This is a genomic window from Paenibacillus xylanexedens, assembly GCF_007680605.1.
Lineage (GTDB): Bacteria > Bacillota > Bacilli > Paenibacillales > Paenibacillaceae > Paenibacillus > Paenibacillus xylanexedens_B.
Genome location: NZ_VEIO01000002.1, coordinates 541,099 through 559,830 on the forward strand (window position 1 = coordinate 541,099; position 18,732 = coordinate 559,830).

An 18,732-nucleotide genomic window follows, 5' to 3' on the forward strand; every position below is an offset into this window, starting at 1 on the left:
GACCGAAATACTTAACTCAGTGGAGGCCGGATCAGTCTGGTCTCCCCAAATAGGAGGATATACAAGATGAATATAAAAGCACCGCGTGCATGGTACAAACCGTTGGGCGTTATGATTCAGCCCGAGAGCGTGGAAAGTATCAACTTTGAAACGAAGGTAATCGGTGTGTACATGGTCATAGATGGCAGAGGGTTCCACCGTCTCCGTCTGAGTGACTTCGAACTAATGTGGCCTGTAGGGATTTCAGATATGAACGGAAAAGCCATGTATCAAAAGGACATCATGAAGGTTCCTGATCTTTACGAAACACCAGAGAATACCCAAATGACTTACCACAATGCAATTATCGACTTTAGCTCTTATACATTTTGGCTCGGCAATGACCCGTTATACGAAGATGCAGATTACATCTCAGCAGAGTGCGAAATCATTGGAAATGTCTATGAAAACCCGGAGTTGGCTCCCAAGGAAGGAGCGGATAAGCATGAGCCTGTATGAGTTTGGAGCGAGAGCCTGGGATATTGAAACCAAAGAGATGTCATATGACTTTCTGGATCGTACATGGTTGAAGGTAGCTGTATTGTCTCCTTATGTAGTGTTGATGATCAAATCTGGGGTCAAAGACAGCAAAGGTAATGATTATTACGATGGTGACATTGTCAGTGTGAACAAGCTGACTTTTAAAAGTAGTGCTCTGTTGCCTGAAAATCTGGTTGTGAGGTTATACGACGGAATGTTCCAGTTATTCAGAGGCAAGGAGCCTTTAATGGGCTTGCATTTGGGATACATTGCTGACGGAGAAGTGATCGGAAATATCTACGAAAACCCTGAATTATTGGGTGGGGAAGGAGCGGATACAGAATGATAGAGTGGCGTAAATACGATCCAACAGACCGGAGCATCGAAAGCCATGTACCGCATCTGGTCACAAATGGCACTGAGATTATAAGGGCATTCCACGCAAATAACTTGGGACACGGATACGCATGGTACAAGTGCCAGAGGGACACAGGATATGACCAACTCATCGACATGCCAGTTGTAACACATTGGGCGCCTATCAACCTACCTGGGGAGGAAACATAAATGGCACAATACGAATTTTGGGCAAGGTTGGATAAAAAGAATGAAGTAATCGACATCCCGGATGAAGAATTCGAAGGCAAGACTGAAAAAGAAATTGAGGACATGTTGTTAGATAAGCACATTGTATGGGCTCGCAAACAGATATACGGCGGATGGTACAGCCTTATCCTACCTGGGGAGGAAGAAGCATGAGAGAGATCAAGTTTCGCGGCATGGGCATAGATGGAGGATGGAATTACGGGTTACTCACGGTGCTCGAGAGAAATTACATGAGGATCGAGAAGGGACATTACATTTCCAACAGTTCAGGCTTGCCATTTGCTTACCGCGTAAGGCCAGAAACAGTTGGGCAGTACTCCGGACTAAAGGACAAGAATGGAAAAGAGATATATGAGGGAGATATCGTTGAGTCGGAAGACATGGAGCATGACGAATATGGATACTACATTGGTAGAAAAAAAGTGGTTGGGAAGGTTGTTTATTTAAACACTAGCTTTATGATGCATTGGACAAGTGGTAAATTGACTGATCTTACGTATGCAGCGGATTATCACAAATTGCTTGGAAACCAGTTTGAACACCCACACTTACTAGAGGGTAGGGATGAAGCATGAAACTGATCGATGCAGATAAGCTGCTGGAGTGGTTAGCAGAGAAATCGTCTCACCTCGGAAATGATCATCGAATGACGGCGTTTGAAGAAGTGCAAGAAAGCATAGAAAACGGCATGTTCGCTCCAGACGACATTTTCAAGATAAATGTAGGGGATAGAGTCAGGCATGCAGGACACAAATGCTCAGGAACGGTGGTCACTATATCTAAAAACGGGCAAAACGCATATGTGGAATGGGATAGATTGATTTTCACGGGTTCTGTCAAAGTCAGCGATCTGAAACTGGAGGGTAGGGAGTCTATACCCAAGGAGGATACTGATGAGATACACATTTGAATATGAAGTTTTGTCCAGCCAATCGAGTTCAGAGTTTAGCCAAGAGGCAGAAAGCCAAGAAGAAGCTGCTGCATTGATTGTTGCCCGAATTGCTGATCTGGAGTTTACAGATGAATCAGATATAAAACTGGGCAAGGTAATCGCCATCAGTAAGAAGGTCGGAGACAACTACATTGCTTGTGAAGGGTGTGCATCTTAATGAAAAACTATCTAGAACTACTACAAGACATATTAGATAACGGTAAAGCCAAGGGAGATCGAACCGGTACAGGAACGTTATCAGTGTTCGGAAGGCAGCTGAGATTCAATCTTTCAGAAGGATTTCCTCTTATAACAACGAAGAAAATACACCTTCCATCTGTGGTGCATGAGTTGCTTTGGTTTCTAAGCGGAGATACGAATATCAAGTACCTGCAGGATAACGGAATAAAGATATGGGATGCATGGGCAAATGAGTATGGAAATCTCGGCCCGGTGTATGGAGAGCAATGGAGAGCGTGGTCCCACCCATATAACGAAATAGGTTATGAAGTTGACCAAATTGCTGATGTGATCCAGTCAATCAAAGATGATCCAGATTCCCGGCGTCATGTAGTCAGTGCATGGAATGCTGCAGATATAAGACACATGAAACTACCACCTTGTCATTATTCATTTCAGTTCGTTGTAAGCGAAGGCAAACTATCATGCATTTTTAATATGAGATCCACCGACGTTTTCCTCGGATTGCCCTTTAATATTGCAAGCTATGCCCTCTTAACCCACATGATCGCTCAACAATGTGATCTAGAGGTCGGAGAATTGGTATACAGTGGTGCTGATGTTCATATTTACCTGAATCACATTGATCAAGTCAAAGAGCAGCTGACACGCGAACCATTCCCACTACCTCAACTACACATTAAACGCAAGCCTAAGAGCATCGACGATTACGTATACGAGGACTTTGAGTTTATCGGGTACAAACATCACCCAGCTATCAAAGCGCCTGTATCGGTGTAAGGAGTGGTCGTATGGACGAGATAAAAGTAAAGGCTAAGACCAAGTGGGTGTGGACGGAACTGGCGCAACGAAAGAATCCGAATCATTCAAGGGCCGGCGATCCGATATGGCCTCATTTCCAAACCGAAGCACCCAAACAATGGTTAGATGATGGACTCATACAAGATGAAACAGAAGTAGTTAAAGAAGGACAGATGTCCATATTCGATTATTAGAGGGAGAGGAAAGCGAATGACAACAGCACAGCTTAGTCCAGAAGTGAGTGTACACGACTTGGGAGAAGCAACAATTCAGAACTATAAAAAGTCGCGTAAAATAGCTGAAGATGCATATGACCGGGCTAAGATGAACGATAATGAAGCTGACAAAAAGTTGATTTCTAAAATGGTATCTGATTGTAATTATGCTATTGAATGGTTAAGCACAGGAAGAAGACCAGGAAACAAGCGCGGGGTTGAACGATTAGCATCATATCAACGCGAGAAATTAGTTGACCCACTCAAGATGCAAGCTTATGTACAAAAAGGGCACGCGGGGAGCAGTGCCAACCTATCGGACTGGCAGCTTTATCAGATTGAGGATGCACTTACTCGTTTATCTCCAAGAGAGAGAGAATGTTATATCATGAAGCACGGTGACTGCTTCTCATACGCTGATATTGCAATGATCCTTAACATCAGTAAGAGTGCAGTACAGAGTTATGTAAAGACTGCACAACATAAAATATCATATGATTTACATAATAGCCTGTTTTTAGGAGGTTATGAATGAGAAAATGAATAGTTTGATGTGATTTTCCGAAAAGAAAACGTTGAAATTCCCCATACGAATGCCACCTATAGGTAGAGAGAATAAATAATTCTCTCTCCATAGGAATTAATAATAACTTGTCATAACCGCTTGAGGGTTACGCTCAGTTGCGTGGCTTGAGGTTATGAGGGGTAAATTAAGCGGGTTCATCTAATCCGCAGCGACCATGCAACAAAAGCGTATGGTCAAAATGATGTGGTGGCGGAATATAGACGCATAGCAGAGTTCTGGACAGTTACCTTACGAGTACACAAATACTGTCTTGCAGGGGTGTGAGTCCCTTGCCCACATCAACAACAACATCGTGTATAATTACCTTCAGGGGTGATGATATGTACGGAATTAAACAAGTATTAATTGAAAATTCGAATGAACCGGGTGATAAGATTGTATCAGTAGAGTTGGGTGATCTTAGGCATCTGGTGGAAAACATTCGATGTGAGTACCATGAGTTGAACAAAGCCATTGAAAAAGCGATTTATAACGCGCCTAATTTGAATGTTGTTGAATTGAGTCAAACAAAGCATCGACTTCAAAACATGTACACAATATTGACTGGTCTTAGCATAGATGAAATTATGAAATAGGGGAGTGACGGTTAAATACCGTTGCTCTTTTTTTATGCTCACTTAACTCAGATGGTAAGAGTAGGCGTCTTATATGCGCTTGGTCGCTGGTTCGAGTCCAGCAGTGAGTATACAAAACACCGTAATCTAAACCTGAAAAGCCGAGGGGTGACGGTGAAGTAAGGTACACGGGATAAGGAGGCGGTAACGTTGGTATTACCCGTAGGAGGCAAGGACGGAAAGGCTAATAGTCCGCAGCATCCTTTTTATGTATTGATGGTTGGTGGTAACGGAGAGACGGGCGAAGATCCGGCGGCGGAGATCATGGAAATGCTAAGAAGTAACTCCGTCAGGACAAGTGATTTGCCGTTGAGGATTGTGACGCAAACACCAGACGGGCATCCAGGATATGATTATGTGGATATGCAAGCTGGCGTAGAGGGTTTTATAGCCGTTAATGGTGGTATGATATCCATCCGTAACATGAGCATGGATGAAACAGTATATTATGCTCCTGAATCAGGAAAAGAGGACCGAGGTATACCTTTGCTACCACGTAATGCATCTCGAATTATGGTGTTTGATGAAAACGTATATATCTATGCCAAAGCTGATACCAGAGTGCATTACACCTTCTTGGAGGTGGTTTAAATGCCTTTTGAAGAAGATTCGATGCCTGTAGGACCTATGGGTCCGCCTGGTCCATCTGGTAACGATGGGGCGCCGGGTAAAGATGGCAAGGATGGTAAAGACGGATTACCCGGCATACAAGGTCCAGAAGGTCCACAAGGTGAACGTGGTCCAGCAGGTGATATGACACAAGAAGAGCTTGAAGCGGCTATCGGTAATATGCCTGAATTGAAAGGTAACAAAGGCGATCCGGGGCCACAAGGGATACAAGGGATGCCTGGCAGAGATGGTAGAGATGGACAGGACGGTGCCAATGGTATCGGCCTTAATTTTCGTTGGGACGGGACTAACCTTGGAGTAAAGCGTGATGACCAAGCCGATTTTGATTATCGCGCTTTACAAGGTAGTCCAGGACAGCAGGGGGTTAAGGGTGATACAGGGGAACAAGGTCCAAAGGGTGAGGTTGGTCCACCAGGTCCGCAAGGTGTTGAAGGTAAGCAAGGGCCTAAAGGAGAGACGGGCGTTCAAGGTGAACGTGGGTTACAAGGTCCAACAGGAACCACAGGACAGACTGGCCCGCAGGGTGTACAAGGATTAACAGGGCCAAAAGGCGACCCGGGAGATAGCCGCATCAAGTTTGCCAAAACAATCGATGTTGCTGCACAAACGACAGGATCGTTTACACTTCCAGCAATCAATCTAGGAACATTTGCAACCAGGCCGCTGGTATACACAGCCATTGAAGCACCAAGTGGCAGCTATGACGAACCAAGGTGTGTTATTGGTGGTAACGCCACAAGCGGATGGACACTCACTGTAACGATCGTAAGCCGCAAGACGAGTCTTGATATAAGTTTAGGTGCATTACTCAACATAAGCCTATTAGCATCATCTATACCAGCTTTAAAGCTACATGTGATTGCTTGTGAGCCAACATAAGGAGGTACAAGCTATGGATGCTGTAACTAACTTCAATGGACACGTAAAGGTGAAACTAACTCAAGCGGGTTGGGATATCATAAATAAGCAGTATGCCTTGTTGAATGAACGTGTTAGAGCAAGAGGTGGTGAAGGTCATTTCACATTTGATAATGTTGATGAAGAAGGATACTCACGTTTTCAAATATGGGATCTCATGAATCGCTTCGGTGACTATATGAGACCTGGTTATCTTGAACCTTTTCATGGAGAAATGATATTTATTGATTGTCAGGTACAGGAGCCAGCCGGTAAACCTCCAGATAAGAGTGGTGAAGTTTGATGGATATGAAATCTTTCAATCGAACAATAGGGGCGGTATTGATTATATTATTGTTTCCTGCAGCTTCAACATGGAAGAGGCCTGTTGCCACAGGTTTAATCATGTTCGGAATTTCAACATTGTTTACCGTGTATGGACTATCGATGTTGAAGAATATTATGTTTTGTTATTGGACAGTATCATTATTTTGTTTTCTTATTACTTCGGGATGGTTGGTTGATGATAAGAAGAGTAAGATAACTTTCTATGTTGGTGCGACATTACTAGTGTTATCAACGATAGGTTTTCGGTATTTAATGAATCAGTATTGGAGTTAAAGAAAGCAGAATAGTTTGGGGGTGGGTGATATGACATGAGCCTAAGTGAACAACAGAAAAGATTCGCTGACTATTACATTGAAACAGGTAATGCAACGCAGAGTTATCATAATGCCGGGTACAAGGCTAAAGGTAAATCAGCCGAGGTCAATGCTTCCAGACTGCTAGCGAATGCTAAGGTGAGGCAATATGTTGATGAATTGATAGCAAAAAAGGATGCAAAACGTATAGCGAAACAGGACGAAGTGCTCGAATTCCTCACAAATGTGCTAAGGGGTGAAGTGAAAGAACAGTTTCCTTTAGGCATGGGCATGGGTGAGCAATCGCTTGTTAAGAAGGAACTTGATGGCAAGGATCGTATCAAAGCGGCTGAATTATTGGGTAAACGTTATGCACTGTGGACGGATAAACAACAGATTGAAGGCAATGTTGGTGTGCAGATCATAGATGATTTGGGTGATAGCGATGCTGAAGGTTAAGCTATCAGAGAAGGTTACGCCGCACTTTCACGATTTTTGGCGTATATCCAATTCGCATAAGTACCTGAAGCATGTTCTTAAAGGTGGTCGTGCATCTGGTAAATCGGCGCAAATTAGCTTAAAGATAATCATCGATATGATGAAGTATGCAGTTACCACATTGTGTGTTCGAAAGGTCGCCCGCACACTAGAGGAAAGCGTATTTGAACAACTCAAAGAGGCTATCGACATACTTGGTGTAGGTCATTACTGGAAGATTGTTAAAAGCCCGTTACAGTTGGTATACATCCCTCGCGGCAATAAAATCATATTCCGTGGCGCTGATGATCCAGCCAAGATCAAATCAATTAAGATGTCCAAGTTCCCTATTGCATTCCTTTGGATAGAGGAAATGGCTGAGTTTAAAACTGAAGATGAGATATCGACTATCGAGAAATCCATTTTGCGTGCGGATTTAGGCGATGGTCTTTTTTATGCGTTCTATTACTCTTACAACCCACCCAAGCGTAAGCAATCGTGGGTGAACAAGCTTTATGAATCGCACATCATACCAAATAACACGTACGTTCATCATTCCACATATCTGAACAATCCGTATCTATCAAAAGAGGGTATTGAAGAAGCTGAGGAATTGAAACGGACGCGTATACAGCGGTATGAGTGGGAGTACCTCGGAAAAGCGATAGGGAGCGGCGTTGTGCCATTTGATAATTTGAATTTCCGTAAGATCACGGATGAGGAAATAAAGACGTTCGATAATATCCGGCAAGGCAATGACTGGGGCTATGGTGTTGATCCAGCGGCATTTGTTCGCTGGCACTATGACAAGACACGACGCAAGATATACGCACTAGATGAGGTTTACGGCGTAAAGCTATCGAACCGCGAATTAGCTGAGAGGATCAAGAAGAAGGGCTATGACAACCAGGTAACGATTGCCGATAGTGCTGAGCCTAAATCGGTTGATGAAATGCGTCTGCAGCTACAATGCCGGTTCAAGGGAGCAAAGAAAGGCCCTAATTCAGTGGAGTATGGCGAGAAGTGGTTGGATGACCTGGATGAGATCGTGATCGATCCAGCACGCACGCCGAACATTGCACGAGAGTTTGAGAACATCGACTATCAGACGGATTCAGACGGTAATCCAAGGGCTCGGTTGGATGACAAAGACAATCATACGATCGATGCTACAAGGTATGCCTTTGAGGATGACATGAGAGGCCCGACATTACGTTTTTAACGAAGGGAGGTACATATGAGTACTATCAACGAAATATTGCGTAATCTAGATGAGAATGCGCCAATGACAAATCGAGAGATTGCAGTTCAAGAAGTGACCGATTTCAAAGCGTCAGAAAAAAGGCGATGGATGATCTTAGGAGATCAGTATTATCGCAATAAAACCAAGATACTGGACCATAAACGATGGGTTATTGGTGAAGGTGGAGTTAAATCCGAGGCTTTGAACCTTGCTAACAACAAATTGGTTCATGGTCATATTCGTAAATTGACAGATCAAAAGACCGGATATTTATTATCAAAGCCTTTTAGTATCCAAACGGATGGGCCAGATGAGTATATTGATCTGTTGAATGAATATTTTGATAAGAGTTACAGACGTCAACTCAAGAATGTAGGGAAGAACGCAATTACCAACGGAATTGGGTGGAAGCAGATTTACTATGATGAAAAAGGTAAATTATCATTCAAAGTGTTGCCTTCTCATGAGTGCGTGCCTCTATGGAGAGATAACGCCCATACTGAGTTGGATGCGTTCATTCGATTCTATGACCAAATTGTTTATGAGGCTAAAACCAAGAAGACTATTTCTATCATTGAATTCTGGGATCTGAATGGCGTGATTGTTTTTTCACAGGATGCATTGAAATCTGATGGTTTTAAAGTTTCTAAGGATATCAAAAGTCATTTCACGGTTACAGTAAAAGATGTTGAACAGGCGATGAACTGGGAGCAATTACCCTTCATACCTTACAAGTACAATGAGGAAGAGCAACCTTTAGTTGAGATGCTGCACTCGCTAGTTGATGATTACGACCAAAAAGCTTCTATGAATTCCAATAACCTGGATGACTTACCAAACAGCCTTTTGGTGTTGAAAGGTTACGGTGGCACGGACCTAGGAGAAGCGAGGAGAAACTTGTCTCAGTACAGGATGGTTGAATTGGCTATAGACGGTGGACTTGATTCAGTGTCTATCGATATTGACACAGAAGCTTATTCAGATCATATGGAACGGCTTCGTAAATCCATTTATGAGTTCGGCCGAGGTGTGGACACACAATCACAGGAGTTCGGTAATAGTCCAACAGGGATAGCATTAAGGTTTATGTATTCAGATTTGGATATGGATGCAAATACCATTGATACAGAGTTCCAAGCTAGTTTGGAAAAAGAAATGTTCTTTATCAATACAGATATTTACAACAAGACGGGCAAGGATTATTCCATGTACTCAGTAGACTTTCTTTTCAATCGAGATATCCCAATCAATGAGACTGAAGCCATCACAAATGTCAAAGACAGCGTAGGTATCCTGTCAGAGGAAACTATTCTAGCAAATCATCCATGGACAACCGATGTGGGTGAGGAAATGGACCGAATCGAAAAAGAACGTAAATCATCCATGGAGGAAGACGCTTCAAGGCAATTTGCGTTTGCTCAGGAACAGAATGGTGGTGATGACAATGGACAAGAAGGTCAAGACGGCGGTGAATGAGTTGATCACTGATCTATGTGAGACTGCAAAGAGGCAAAACTCAGAATCTCACGATGGACTTCCGGCTACAGTTGAGGCTATAGCTCGTTTGCTTGAGTCATCACAAAATTGTGTGCCTGTATCGGATGCTATCGGTTTTGTGGTGCCTACAGGCGGTGGTGAGGATGAATGAAACCGCAGAAGTACTGGCAGAAACGATCTGAACAAGCCGCTCAACACCAATACGACAAGACAGATGGTTACATCAATGCTGTAAGCCGTGAATATGAGTTGGCTATACGCTCCATGACCAAGGATCTAAACGAATGGTACTATCGATTCGCGAAGAATAACGAGTTGTCGTTTGCAGATGGGAAGAAGTTGCTTACCAAGGGTGAACTGAAAGAGTTCAGAATGACTTTGGAACAGTTTACGGCTATGGCAAAGGGCAATCTTGACGGTACGTGGACAAAGGAACTGAACAACGTTTACTTTAAGACGCGCATAGACCGACTGAGCGCCTTGCTGATCCAGTTACAACAGCAGATTGAGGTATTAGCAGCTAATCAACAAACAGGCACTAACGTCCTAATGCAAGGCGTGTACACAGATACCTATTACCGAACAATTTACGAGGTACACAAGGGATTAGGTATCGGCGTATCTTTCGCGGCGGTTGATACCGTCGCTGTGGCTAAGGTGATTGCTCAACCATGGCTTGGGAAGAACTACAGTGCCCGGATATGGGATGACAGAGACAAGTTAGTGCGAGAAATACGAAGCACCTTATCTCAATCTATCATCCGTGGTGACAGCATCGACCAAATGACCAGAGTTATGTCGGCTCGTATGGAAGTCGGGAAAAGAGCGGCGGAACGTTTGGTTCGAACAGAAACAGCACATATCATTCAAGAGGCGACATTCGATGGTTACAAAGCCAGCGGGGTCGTGGATAAGTACCAAATACTCGCCACGCTTGATAAGAGAACATCAAAGATCTGCCAAGGTATGGACGGTAAGGTCTTTTCGTTGAGCGAGAAAGAGGTTAGCGTTACGTTCCCACCATTTCACACTAATTGCCGGACAACCACTACTGTTTATTTCGAGGATGACGATGATCCTGGTACACGGATTGCTCGGGATGCAAGCGGAAAGAACATCACAGTACCAGGCAGTATGACTTATGCCGAGTGGAAGAAGGAATACGGCGTTGAAGTGCCAGATGTTAAGGCTGTTCCAAAGAAAGGCAAGGCATCAGAGTCTGGGCGTAAGCTTGAGTTTACAGAATACGAAATTATTGATTAGGAGTGATCACATGGCAGTAGGACTTTATGAGAAACGAATACAGGTTCAAGCTATTCAATTTGAAGGATATCCTTCTTCTGATCCAATGCACATAAATGAGGTTAATTCATTTGTTCAAATACCGACTTCTTTTACTTTTACAACCACAGGGATTGTCCTAAGAATCATTTTCAGCCAAATCAATGTTATCGAAGTCAAGGTTGGAGAGTACATCGTCAAGGATGTGGCGGGCAAGATTACCAAAATGACAAAAGCAGAGTTTGAAGCAGAGTATACCGAAGTAACCGAATAGGAGAAGACAATGCCAAAGTATCGTAAGAAACCTGTTGTTATCGAAGCTGTTCAATTCAACATCGGCGATCCTCAGCCTGAATGGTTTACAGGTGCTATCTTCAATGGCGTTATTCAGGTGTTCGATGATCACGCTACTATCACCACGCTTGAAGGCGTTATGACCGCGAACCTGGGCGACTACATTATCAAAGGTGTCCAAGGTGAGATTTACCCTTGTAAGCCGGAAATATTCCGAGCAACATACGAAACAGTGCCGGTTGAATCACCACAAGAAGACGTTTATTACAATGGGCTGTGACTTAACGCCACGGCCTTTTATTATGCCGTCCTTTTGGTATTGCGGACGTTAAAGAACAAGACATCACCGGACGCGACCGGGTTAACAAGCGAAGATGAATAATTGGAGGATAACAACGTGAATAAAGAACAATTTATCGCACTCGGATTGAGTGAAGATTTGGCTGAGAAGGCCGCTACAGCATCAGCAGATGAGTTGAAAGGGTTTGTGCCAAAGGCTCGATTCGATGAAGTCAACGAGGCAAAGAAACAAGCAGAAGGAAGTATTGCTGAGCGAGACAAGCAAATTGCCGATCTTGGCAAGACAGCAGGACTGAGTGAAGAGTTTAAAAAGCAGATTGAAACGCTTCAAGGTGAAAACAAAGCGGCTAAGGAACAATATGAAGCAGACATGAAGGAACTACGCCTTAACACTGCATTGAAACTGTCCTTGAGCGGTCAGGTACACGATCCGGATATCGTGGCAGGGCTGTTGGACAAAACAAAAATTGAATTGAATGAGGATGGCAGTGTTAAAGCCGGACTCGAAGACCAAGTAAAGGCCCTGTCTGAGAGCAAGGCTTTTTTGTTTGTCCAAAAAGAGGAAAGTAAGCCAGCATTCAAAGGCGCTACGCCAGCAGAAGCTGGGGGTGGCGGAAATCCACCATCAGATCCAAAAGGTTACGATGCAGGTAAGTCATTAGCAGAACAAAGAAACCAGGGAGGAAGTGGCAAGTAATGAACTTGAATCCACGTGTAAAAGAGTACGGTTCTCAGAAGGAAATTTTGTATACAGTAAAAGGTTCGATTGAGAAAGTGGCTGGCTTGACTTTGGATGGAACGCAATTTGCGGTTAATACGCTTATTCCAGCTGGTACTGCGGTTAGTATTCAAGCGAATGGGTTGGCTAAACCATGGGCTGATGCAGACACAGGCAAACCATATCTAACAAACCACGATGTAATGACTGCTGATGTGACGACAGTGAATGTAATTGTTGGTGCATGGGCAGAAGCACTTGTTGTTGAAAGCAAACTGACGGGTGTGACCGCGGCATTTAAAACAGCTGCTGGCGCGCGTTACCGTTTCTACTAATCAGAATAAAGGAAGGTGTATAAATAATGGGAATTCTTTCTCTTGATCAATTTAAACAACCAACATTTTTGGGGTATGTCGAAAATAGACTGCCTAGCAAAACATACATGCTAAAAGAAATCAGTGAGAATGAGGTATCATACGATCTGACGTTTGACTATGACGTTTTTACACAAACATATGCACCGAGCGCTGCAATCACGGGTTGGAATTCCGGCGCGCCATTGCGTGATAAAGAGGGTTTCAAGACTCTTACGCAGGAAGTAGCGAAAATTCAACACGGTATCCGTATTGATGAGCGTGAGCAGCTTAAATTCCAGAATCCACGTGTTGAAGCTGAAAGACAACGTGCAGTTCAGCGTGTGTATGATCAAACAGACCGCCTCATTGAAGGTGTGAATGATACAGAAGAGTGGTTGCGCGCTCAAGCTGTGTACCTTGGTGCGATCACTTACAACGCAAACAATGTTAAAATCGATGTTAACTTCAATCTTCCGGCCGTAGTTACACCAACAGATGCATGGAGTGATCGCATGGACTCAGTTCCATTGGATGACCTTCGTGCCTTGATTCAAGCATATAAAGACGCTAATGGCGGCGAGGCTCCAGAATACATCGACATGTCCGGCGCAGTTATGCAGGATATCATCATGAATCAGCAAATCCGTGGTGCGATCTATGGTATTAACAGCCAAATGATTCCTACTCGTTCGCAAGTAGAGAGCATCATCGCTCAAATCGCAGATGCACCGATCAAAATCCGTATTAACGACAACCAAGTGTCTTTGAATGGTGCAAGTGCTACACGCTTGCTCCCGGTTCGTACAGTTGCTGTACTCGGCAGACAACCAGTCATTACGGTTGAAGGACCAACAGTGGAAAAGGCTTTTGAACCGGGTATCTATGTGGTTACTAAAGAGGATATGGGCCCACCGCCACAAGATGAAATCTATGTTGGTAAATCTGCATTTGTCGGCATTAAGAAACCATCCCAAATCCACCGTATGTCGGTGTAAGGAGGAGACAGCATGCCAAAATATAAAGTGTTAAGCCCCGTCATTCTTGGCGGGGTTATTGCTTATGCTGGAGAATTTGAAGTTGACGAGAAAAAAGGCGCCCGTTTGGTTGAACGCGGCGTATTGGAAGAAATTGAATCTGATGAGGTTGAAACCGACATCGAAAAGATGAAGGTTCCGCAACTTAAGGAATATGCTGAGTTGAACAAAATTGACTTGGGTGATGCAAAAGGTCAAAAAGAAATCCTGAACGCTATCAAGGAAGCTGAGGCGGTAGCCAATGCAAATACTACGTCTTAAGGCTGAACGCGACCTAATCATCGCTGAGGTCAAACGCCGGCTTAAATTGGATGTGAACGATATCGAACATGATTACCTCATTGGCACATACGTTGATGAGGTCGGTTTGCGTATCATGAACTACTGCAACATCTCAGTTATTCCGGACGAACTATCTTATGTATGGGTGGCTATGGTAGCCAGTGCATTAAGCACGGAGCAAATCAATGTCCTGCGCCCTCCTGTAGAGCCTGTAGAGGCTTTTGAAGTCAAGATAGGGGATACAACCATTAAACCTGTAGCGGCGGTTAAACCCACTCCAGCTACACCTACAGTTGCGGTGATTGATGGAGTATTGAGAGATTATCAGGGTGAGTTAAACGCGTTTCGTAGATTGAGGTGGTAATATGGTAATCGATTACGCCAAGTATCGGCAGCAATTAGAGACGATGTACGAGGATTTGGTTAGTGTTCTGCGCTATGGTGACATTGAATTGCCAGAATCAGGTGAAACAGTGCCCGGTGAATACCCCGTACACACAAATGTACCTTGTCGCATATCTCAAAAGGCGCTTGGAGCCAATGGTCAAACGGAATCGGTCAATAACATTGTCTACGAAACCAAAATGTTTATTTCCCCAGATGTAGAGATTAAGCAGGGAGACAAATGTATTGTCGCTCGTGGCAATTCAACCAGAGAGTACACAGCCGGAGAACCGTTCCTGTATCCCACACACCAGGAGATAAGCCTACAACGTGAGGATAAAGCGTAATGGCTAAGATGGGTAAGTTCGACTACTCTGAGTTGGATCAGTTATCACGGAGTGTGCAATCTGCTTTAAACAGCAATGTGATTGACCAGTTCATAAAGGATTTCCTCCTGGAAATGGCCTATCGTGCTGAACGTAGAATAAAAATGCGTACACCGGTGGACACAGGCGATCTACGGCGGCGTTGGGTTGTTGGTCAAGTCACCAAGATAGGTGATTATTACTCAGTTGAGATATCCAACAACTTGCATTATGCCGGATATGTAGAGAATGGTCACCGGACAGGTAAGGATCTAACCGGTTGGGTGGAAGGTAGGTTTATGGCTCGAATATCCATGAAGGAAATTGAACGCCATTTACCAGACTATCTTCAACGCAAACAAACTGAACTGATTGAAAAAATATTTAACGGATGGAGCTGAGGCCGTGCAAGAAGTGACAATCAATAATATCAGGGACGGCGTAATCTCAGTGCTGTCCCAAAACTTTCCCAACATTAAGCGATATGGCGAAGAGATCAAGCAGGGCTTTACGGAGCCTTGTTTTTTTGTGAAGTTGTTGCCGATGGAGCATACCAGAGAATTAGGCCGGAGGTTCAGACGTTATCATACGTTTGATATCCACTACTTTCCTGCAGGTGATCGAAAGGTTAACGCCGCTCATGATATGGCTGAGAAATTGTATGGATTGTTTCGATTCATCACTATTGATCAACAACAGTACATCATCACAAGTACGAATCATGAGGTCACAGACGAGGTGCTTCACTTCTTTTTCGACATTAACTTTATGGTTTGGGAAGAAGCGCCGAATGATCCGAAAATGAGAACATTAGCACAGGAGGGATGGCTCAAATGAGCAAAGCGGAAGAAACGAAAACCATTGTAAAAACAGAGGCTGTAATTTCGCGTTACTCAAAGCAACAACTGATTGCTTCCAATCGATTTGTTGCAGCTGACAAGGATATTCTTGCGGTGACGCTTGATAACGATATGACATACACGCTAGACGAAGCAGAACGGGCCGTACAGGCCTTTAAAGACAAGGAGGTTAAATAATGGCTGGAGGAACGTGGACAACGCAGAACAAAGTCAGACCGGGTGTATACACCAATACAGTAAGCCAATCTCGTCCCATCGGATCTATCGGTGAACGTGGTATTGTAGCATTCCCTGCTGCACTCCCATGGGGGCCAACAGGAATCATCAAAATTACGTCGGATGAATTTCAGGACAAAGCCTTGCCTTTGCTGGGCTACAGAGCAACAGATGAGGCTATCCGACATATTGCGTCTGCTATGGCTCATGCAAACACATTGCTGCTTTATGGATTGGGCAGACAAGGAGCAGTTAAAGCCAAAGCAACTGTGGGTGACCTCACAGCAACGGCTAAATACGGCGGATTGCGTGGTAATGACCTGAAAGTGGTTATCCAGGCAAGCTTGGATGTGCCTAGTTCGTTTGATGTGTACACATTGCTGGACAATGAAGAGTTGGACCGCCAGACAGTCGCAACTATTGCCGATCTGGTGGCTAACGATTACATCGATTGGAGCGGTACAGGCACATTGACTGCGACAGCAGGTGCAAACCTGACCGGTGGTGCCGCTGGCACATCGACAGGTAATGAATATTCAGATGCTCTCACGGCATTTGAGGCTGAGGACTTTAATGTATTGGGCATCCCATCGGACGAAAACACCATCAAGCAACTTGCAGTGGCTTATACAAAGCGTTTGCGTAACGATGGCAAGAAGTTCACTACAATGGTCATTGGCTATCCACAAGCGGATACAGAAGGTGTGACAAGCCTCAAGAACGGCGTCATTACAGAAGATGGCCTTACCGTTCCGGCTACATCGCTCATTTGGGAAGTGGCGGCAATGGCAGCGGCGGCCCGTGTTAATCAATCTTTGACAAATACGGATATTCCGAATGCTATCGATGCTTATCCCAAATACACCAACGCTGAAATTATCCAAGCGCTGAAAGATGGCGAGTTGGTGATTTCTTTGAATAAAGGCCGTGTAGTGGTGGAACAGGACATCAACACCCTTACCACTTTCACCATGGAGAAACGTAATGAGTTCCGTAAGAACCGGGTACTGCGTGTGCTTGACGGCATTGATAACGACCTTCAACGGATCTTTGGAGAATTCTACCTGGGCAAAGTTAATAACAACACTAACGGGCGAAACCTTTTCAAAAAAGAGGTAATCAATTACCTAACCAATCTCCAAAACATCGAAGCTATCCAGAACTTTGATTCCCAAACGGATATTACCGTAGCTCCTGGTAATGACTCAGATGCGATTACTATTGATCTAGTTGTTCAACCAGTGGATAGTGTTGAAAAAATCTATATGACGGTTACCGTCCGATAAGGAGGATTATAAATGGCATTTTTTAATGAAAAAGATGCAATCTCAGGAAAAATGGCCGTTGCCTATGCGACAATTAATGGTCGAGTAGAAGAGTTGTTTTACGCTAAATCAATTGAAGCAACAATTGAGAAAAACAAAGTGGATGTACCGATTCTCGGAAGAACGAACGTGCCTCAGCGTTCAGCTGGATGGAGTGGAACAGGTACATTAACCGTTTATTACGTGACATCAATTTTCCGTAGAATGATGCGCGATTATGTGAAGACTGGTCAAGATACGTTTTTTGACTTGCAAATTACCAATGAGCAACCTGGATCAGCTACTGGCAAGCAAACTGCTGCACTTTTGAATTGCAATATCGACAGTGTTATTGCGGCTAGCTTTGACTCCACTAGTGACGACATGTTGGAGGAAGAAATTCCTTTCACGTTCGGTGACTATGATTTGCTTGACGAATTCAACCAATTAACTTAATCCTAGGAGGAATATATCAATGAGCTTACAAGAATTTCTGAACAGCCACTTGGTGGACGGACTTACTGAAGAGGTAGCGGTATCGAACCGATTTAAAGATAAAGATGGTAACCTGATGCTTTTCAAAATCCAAGCCATGGATCAAGCAGGTTACAACAACCTACAAGAAAAATGCACGACAGTAAGATCCCGTGGTAAAACACACTTCGACAATCGCAAATTCTCAACTTCGATGGTTATTGAGAACACGGTTTATCCAGACTTTAAAGACGCAGCAAGTTTGAAAGCCGTTGGTGTCCAAACACCTGAGCAGTACTTGGCTAAAGTTTTGCTTCCAGGCGAAGTTACTAAACTGGTTGAGGAAATCACCAAATTGTCGGGGTTTGACGTTGGTATGGACGACTTGGTTGAAGAGGCAAAAAACTAATTGAGGGGGGCGATGTGGACGCCAATATAGCGTACTATGCCCTCCATGAATTAAAAATCCTACCGGGGCAATATATGAATCTGCCTCGGGAGGAAAAAGCCTATATCATCGCGGCGATCCAGATAAGAGTTGAGAAAGAAAAAAGAGAAATGGCCAGAATGAAACATAAATGACACACACCCCGTATGATATGGTAAGATAGGGAAAATTACCTAGACGGAGGTTGTTTAGTTGAAAAAAATATTGATAATTAGCATGGCGTTACTATTATCAGTTATCTTTGCGGGTTGCTCAGGCGGATCAAAAGTGGATGATAACCTTACAATGGAAAAGTTCACAAAAGCATTTACTGATGCTGGTGCTGAAAAGAAAGAAGAAAAGCCTATGTTTAGTATGATAAAGGCAAAAGACGGTGAGATGTTATATTTGAAAAACAATCCAGTTAAATTATATGAATTTAACGACCCTTCTGAAATAAAAGACATTAAGAAAGAGTTTAAACAAATGGAAGACTGGCCTGTAAGAGGAAATTTCATGCTGGAATCTTCGAATGCCGAAGCTAGAGAGATATTTGCTAAAGTAGAATAACTAATCCGA

Annotated in this window: 33 protein-coding genes and 1 tRNA gene; all 34 read left to right on the forward strand. The window is 43.8% G+C overall.

Annotated features, from left to right (window positions below; genetic code table 11):
• Positions 1 to 66: 66 nt before the first annotated feature.
• The 34 genes from FS818_RS17050 to FS818_RS17215 all read left to right on the forward strand — a co-directional run bounded on the left by FS818_RS17050 (position 67) and on the right by FS818_RS17215 (position 18,723).
• Complete coding sequence (locus FS818_RS17050) at positions 67 to 498, forward strand: YopX family protein (protein WP_145333322.1); 432 nt, start codon at positions 67 to 69, stop codon at positions 496 to 498.
• Positions 485 to 865 carry a YopX family protein gene (locus tag FS818_RS17055; protein WP_145333323.1) on the forward strand — a complete coding sequence of 127 codons (381 nt, stop codon included), beginning with the start codon at positions 485 to 487 and terminating at the stop codon, positions 863 to 865. Before FS818_RS17050 ends, FS818_RS17055 begins: the two co-directional genes overlap by 14 nt.
• A 221-nt stretch (positions 866 to 1,086) precedes the next feature.
• A complete protein-coding gene (locus tag FS818_RS17060; RefSeq protein ID WP_145333324.1) occupies positions 1,087 to 1,278 on the forward strand; it encodes a DUF7167 family protein in 192 nt (63 codons plus the stop codon).
• The gene (locus FS818_RS17065; RefSeq protein ID WP_145333325.1) at positions 1,275 to 1,700 is read left to right on the forward strand and encodes a YopX family protein; all 426 of its coding nucleotides are present in this window, start codon (positions 1,275 to 1,277) and stop codon (positions 1,698 to 1,700) included. The genes FS818_RS17060 and FS818_RS17065 overlap by 4 nt, the downstream gene beginning before the upstream one ends.
• The gene (locus FS818_RS17070) at positions 1,697 to 2,035 is read left to right on the forward strand and encodes a hypothetical protein (RefSeq protein WP_145333326.1); all 339 of its coding nucleotides are present in this window, start codon (positions 1,697 to 1,699) and stop codon (positions 2,033 to 2,035) included. The genes FS818_RS17065 and FS818_RS17070 overlap by 4 nt, the downstream gene beginning before the upstream one ends.
• A complete protein-coding gene (locus FS818_RS17075) occupies positions 2,019 to 2,234 on the forward strand; it encodes a hypothetical protein (protein WP_145333327.1) in 216 nt (71 codons plus the stop codon). Before FS818_RS17070 ends, FS818_RS17075 begins: the two co-directional genes overlap by 17 nt.
• Entirely contained in the window at positions 2,234 to 3,037 is an 804-nt protein-coding gene (locus FS818_RS17080) for a thymidylate synthase (RefSeq protein WP_145333328.1), read from the forward strand. The genes FS818_RS17075 and FS818_RS17080 overlap by 1 nt, the downstream gene beginning before the upstream one ends.
• Positions 3,038 to 3,048: 11 nt before the next feature.
• Positions 3,049 to 3,252: a hypothetical protein gene (locus FS818_RS17085; protein WP_145333329.1), complete on the forward strand. Its 204-nt coding sequence runs from the start codon at positions 3,049 to 3,051 to the stop codon at positions 3,250 to 3,252.
• Between the two features lie 16 nt (positions 3,253 to 3,268).
• Entirely contained in the window at positions 3,269 to 3,808 is a 540-nt protein-coding gene (locus FS818_RS17090) for a sigma factor-like helix-turn-helix DNA-binding protein (protein WP_145333330.1), read from the forward strand.
• Positions 3,809 to 4,179: 371 nt separating this feature from the next.
• Positions 4,180 to 4,434, forward strand: a complete 255-nt coding sequence (locus tag FS818_RS17095; protein WP_145333331.1) for a hypothetical protein — start codon at positions 4,180 to 4,182, stop codon at positions 4,432 to 4,434.
• Between the two features lie 36 nt (positions 4,435 to 4,470).
• A tRNA-Ile gene (locus FS818_RS17100) sits at positions 4,471 to 4,544 on the forward strand.
• Positions 4,545 to 4,623: 79 nt separating this feature from the next.
• The gene (locus FS818_RS17105) at positions 4,624 to 5,064 is read left to right on the forward strand and encodes a hypothetical protein (protein ID WP_145333332.1); all 441 of its coding nucleotides are present in this window, start codon (positions 4,624 to 4,626) and stop codon (positions 5,062 to 5,064) included.
• Positions 5,065 to 5,982, forward strand: a complete 918-nt coding sequence (locus FS818_RS17110) for a collagen-like domain-containing protein (protein WP_145333333.1) — start codon at positions 5,065 to 5,067, stop codon at positions 5,980 to 5,982.
• A gap of 13 nt (positions 5,983 to 5,995) precedes the next feature.
• Complete coding sequence (locus tag FS818_RS17115) at positions 5,996 to 6,304, forward strand: hypothetical protein (protein WP_145333334.1); 309 nt, start codon at positions 5,996 to 5,998, stop codon at positions 6,302 to 6,304.
• Positions 6,305 to 6,656: 352 nt separating this feature from the next.
• Positions 6,657 to 7,100, forward strand: a complete 444-nt coding sequence (locus FS818_RS17120) for a terminase small subunit (protein WP_145333335.1) — start codon at positions 6,657 to 6,659, stop codon at positions 7,098 to 7,100.
• Entirely contained in the window at positions 7,087 to 8,340 is a 1,254-nt protein-coding gene (locus FS818_RS17125) for a PBSX family phage terminase large subunit (RefSeq protein WP_145333336.1), read from the forward strand. The genes FS818_RS17120 and FS818_RS17125 overlap by 14 nt, the downstream gene beginning before the upstream one ends.
• Positions 8,341 to 8,355: 15 nt before the next feature.
• The gene (locus tag FS818_RS17130) at positions 8,356 to 9,837 is read left to right on the forward strand and encodes a phage portal protein (RefSeq protein WP_145333337.1); all 1,482 of its coding nucleotides are present in this window, start codon (positions 8,356 to 8,358) and stop codon (positions 9,835 to 9,837) included.
• The gene (locus FS818_RS17135; RefSeq protein ID WP_145333338.1) at positions 9,806 to 10,009 is read left to right on the forward strand and encodes a hypothetical protein; all 204 of its coding nucleotides are present in this window, start codon (positions 9,806 to 9,808) and stop codon (positions 10,007 to 10,009) included. The genes FS818_RS17130 and FS818_RS17135 overlap by 32 nt, the downstream gene beginning before the upstream one ends.
• A complete protein-coding gene (locus tag FS818_RS17140; protein WP_145333339.1) occupies positions 10,006 to 11,121 on the forward strand; it encodes a minor capsid protein in 1,116 nt (371 codons plus the stop codon). Before FS818_RS17135 ends, FS818_RS17140 begins: the two co-directional genes overlap by 4 nt.
• 10 nt (positions 11,122 to 11,131) lie before the next feature.
• Positions 11,132 to 11,413 carry a hypothetical protein gene (locus tag FS818_RS17145; RefSeq protein ID WP_145333340.1) on the forward strand — a complete coding sequence of 94 codons (282 nt, stop codon included), beginning with the start codon at positions 11,132 to 11,134 and terminating at the stop codon, positions 11,411 to 11,413.
• A gap of 9 nt (positions 11,414 to 11,422) precedes the next feature.
• A complete protein-coding gene (locus FS818_RS17150) occupies positions 11,423 to 11,713 on the forward strand; it encodes a potassium-transporting ATPase subunit KdpA (RefSeq protein WP_145333341.1) in 291 nt (96 codons plus the stop codon).
• Positions 11,714 to 11,830: 117 nt separating this feature from the next.
• Entirely contained in the window at positions 11,831 to 12,430 is a 600-nt protein-coding gene (locus tag FS818_RS17155) for a phage scaffolding protein (protein WP_145333342.1), read from the forward strand.
• Positions 12,430 to 12,786: a hypothetical protein gene (locus FS818_RS17160; protein WP_145333343.1), complete on the forward strand. Its 357-nt coding sequence runs from the start codon at positions 12,430 to 12,432 to the stop codon at positions 12,784 to 12,786. The genes FS818_RS17155 and FS818_RS17160 overlap by 1 nt, the downstream gene beginning before the upstream one ends.
• 107 nt (positions 12,787 to 12,893) lie before the next feature.
• The gene (locus FS818_RS17165; protein ID WP_397351782.1) at positions 12,894 to 13,802 is read left to right on the forward strand and encodes a major capsid protein; all 909 of its coding nucleotides are present in this window, start codon (positions 12,894 to 12,896) and stop codon (positions 13,800 to 13,802) included.
• A gap of 12 nt (positions 13,803 to 13,814) precedes the next feature.
• Positions 13,815 to 14,102, forward strand: coding sequence for a hypothetical protein (locus FS818_RS17170; protein WP_145333345.1), 288 nt, complete (start codon positions 13,815 to 13,817; stop codon positions 14,100 to 14,102).
• Entirely contained in the window at positions 14,083 to 14,487 is a 405-nt protein-coding gene (locus FS818_RS17175) for a hypothetical protein (RefSeq protein ID WP_145333346.1), read from the forward strand. Before FS818_RS17170 ends, FS818_RS17175 begins: the two co-directional genes overlap by 20 nt.
• Position 14,488: 1 nt before the next feature.
• A complete protein-coding gene (locus tag FS818_RS17180; protein WP_186375524.1) occupies positions 14,489 to 14,854 on the forward strand; it encodes an ABC transporter ATP-binding protein in 366 nt (121 codons plus the stop codon).
• Positions 14,854 to 15,273, forward strand: coding sequence for an HK97 gp10 family phage protein (locus tag FS818_RS17185; protein ID WP_145333347.1), 420 nt, complete (start codon positions 14,854 to 14,856; stop codon positions 15,271 to 15,273). The genes FS818_RS17180 and FS818_RS17185 overlap by 1 nt, the downstream gene beginning before the upstream one ends.
• Positions 15,274 to 15,277: 4 nt before the next feature.
• Positions 15,278 to 15,709 (forward strand): phage tail terminator family protein, encoded by a 432-nt coding sequence (locus FS818_RS17190; RefSeq protein WP_145333348.1) that lies wholly within the window; start codon positions 15,278 to 15,280, stop codon positions 15,707 to 15,709.
• Positions 15,706 to 15,909, forward strand: a complete 204-nt coding sequence (locus FS818_RS17195) for a hypothetical protein (RefSeq protein WP_145333349.1) — start codon at positions 15,706 to 15,708, stop codon at positions 15,907 to 15,909. The genes FS818_RS17190 and FS818_RS17195 overlap by 4 nt, the downstream gene beginning before the upstream one ends.
• Positions 15,909 to 17,234: a phage tail sheath C-terminal domain-containing protein gene (locus FS818_RS17200; protein WP_145333350.1), complete on the forward strand. Its 1,326-nt coding sequence runs from the start codon at positions 15,909 to 15,911 to the stop codon at positions 17,232 to 17,234. Before FS818_RS17195 ends, FS818_RS17200 begins: the two co-directional genes overlap by 1 nt.
• A 12-nt stretch (positions 17,235 to 17,246) precedes the next feature.
• Positions 17,247 to 17,708, forward strand: coding sequence for a phage tail tube protein (locus tag FS818_RS17205; RefSeq protein WP_145333351.1), 462 nt, complete (start codon positions 17,247 to 17,249; stop codon positions 17,706 to 17,708).
• A gap of 19 nt (positions 17,709 to 17,727) precedes the next feature.
• Positions 17,728 to 18,135, forward strand: coding sequence for a phage tail assembly chaperone (locus FS818_RS17210; RefSeq protein WP_145333352.1), 408 nt, complete (start codon positions 17,728 to 17,730; stop codon positions 18,133 to 18,135).
• A 231-nt stretch (positions 18,136 to 18,366) separates the two neighbouring features.
• A complete protein-coding gene (locus tag FS818_RS17215; RefSeq protein WP_145333353.1) occupies positions 18,367 to 18,723 on the forward strand; it encodes a hypothetical protein in 357 nt (118 codons plus the stop codon).
• Positions 18,724 to 18,732: the final 9 nt, after the last annotated feature.

Coding starts and splice junctions, on each gene's coding strand:
- FS818_RS17050 (WP_145333322.1), top strand. CDS start 67: ATGAATATAAAAGCACCGCGTGCATGGTACAAACCGTTGGGCGTTATG.
- FS818_RS17055 (WP_145333323.1), top strand. CDS start 485: ATGAGCCTGTATGAGTTTGGAGCGAGAGCCTGGGATATTGAAACCAAA.
- FS818_RS17060 (WP_145333324.1), top strand. CDS start 1,087: ATGGCACAATACGAATTTTGGGCAAGGTTGGATAAAAAGAATGAAGTA.
- FS818_RS17065 (WP_145333325.1), top strand. CDS start 1,275: ATGAGAGAGATCAAGTTTCGCGGCATGGGCATAGATGGAGGATGGAAT.
- FS818_RS17070 (WP_145333326.1), top strand. CDS start 1,697: ATGAAACTGATCGATGCAGATAAGCTGCTGGAGTGGTTAGCAGAGAAA.
- FS818_RS17075 (WP_145333327.1), top strand. CDS start 2,019: ATGAGATACACATTTGAATATGAAGTTTTGTCCAGCCAATCGAGTTCA.
- FS818_RS17080 (WP_145333328.1), top strand. CDS start 2,234: ATGAAAAACTATCTAGAACTACTACAAGACATATTAGATAACGGTAAA.
- FS818_RS17085 (WP_145333329.1), top strand. CDS start 3,049: ATGGACGAGATAAAAGTAAAGGCTAAGACCAAGTGGGTGTGGACGGAA.
- FS818_RS17090 (WP_145333330.1), top strand. CDS start 3,269: ATGACAACAGCACAGCTTAGTCCAGAAGTGAGTGTACACGACTTGGGA.
- FS818_RS17095 (WP_145333331.1), top strand. CDS start 4,180: ATGTACGGAATTAAACAAGTATTAATTGAAAATTCGAATGAACCGGGT.
- FS818_RS17110 (WP_145333333.1), top strand. CDS start 5,065: ATGCCTTTTGAAGAAGATTCGATGCCTGTAGGACCTATGGGTCCGCCT.
- FS818_RS17115 (WP_145333334.1), top strand. CDS start 5,996: ATGGATGCTGTAACTAACTTCAATGGACACGTAAAGGTGAAACTAACT.
- FS818_RS17120 (WP_145333335.1), top strand. CDS start 6,657: ATGAGCCTAAGTGAACAACAGAAAAGATTCGCTGACTATTACATTGAA.
- FS818_RS17125 (WP_145333336.1), top strand. CDS start 7,087: ATGCTGAAGGTTAAGCTATCAGAGAAGGTTACGCCGCACTTTCACGAT.
- FS818_RS17130 (WP_145333337.1), top strand. CDS start 8,356: ATGAGTACTATCAACGAAATATTGCGTAATCTAGATGAGAATGCGCCA.
- FS818_RS17135 (WP_145333338.1), top strand. CDS start 9,806: ATGGACAAGAAGGTCAAGACGGCGGTGAATGAGTTGATCACTGATCTA.
- FS818_RS17140 (WP_145333339.1), top strand. CDS start 10,006: ATGAAACCGCAGAAGTACTGGCAGAAACGATCTGAACAAGCCGCTCAA.
- FS818_RS17145 (WP_145333340.1), top strand. CDS start 11,132: ATGGCAGTAGGACTTTATGAGAAACGAATACAGGTTCAAGCTATTCAA.
- FS818_RS17150 (WP_145333341.1), top strand. CDS start 11,423: ATGCCAAAGTATCGTAAGAAACCTGTTGTTATCGAAGCTGTTCAATTC.
- FS818_RS17160 (WP_145333343.1), top strand. CDS start 12,430: ATGAACTTGAATCCACGTGTAAAAGAGTACGGTTCTCAGAAGGAAATT.
- FS818_RS17165 (WP_397351782.1), top strand. CDS start 12,894: ATGCTAAAAGAAATCAGTGAGAATGAGGTATCATACGATCTGACGTTT.
- FS818_RS17170 (WP_145333345.1), top strand. CDS start 13,815: ATGCCAAAATATAAAGTGTTAAGCCCCGTCATTCTTGGCGGGGTTATT.
- FS818_RS17175 (WP_145333346.1), top strand. CDS start 14,083: ATGCAAATACTACGTCTTAAGGCTGAACGCGACCTAATCATCGCTGAG.
- FS818_RS17180 (WP_186375524.1), top strand. CDS start 14,489: ATGGTAATCGATTACGCCAAGTATCGGCAGCAATTAGAGACGATGTAC.
- FS818_RS17185 (WP_145333347.1), top strand. CDS start 14,854: ATGGCTAAGATGGGTAAGTTCGACTACTCTGAGTTGGATCAGTTATCA.
- FS818_RS17195 (WP_145333349.1), top strand. CDS start 15,706: ATGAGCAAAGCGGAAGAAACGAAAACCATTGTAAAAACAGAGGCTGTA.
- FS818_RS17200 (WP_145333350.1), top strand. CDS start 15,909: ATGGCTGGAGGAACGTGGACAACGCAGAACAAAGTCAGACCGGGTGTA.
- FS818_RS17205 (WP_145333351.1), top strand. CDS start 17,247: ATGGCATTTTTTAATGAAAAAGATGCAATCTCAGGAAAAATGGCCGTT.
- FS818_RS17210 (WP_145333352.1), top strand. CDS start 17,728: ATGAGCTTACAAGAATTTCTGAACAGCCACTTGGTGGACGGACTTACT.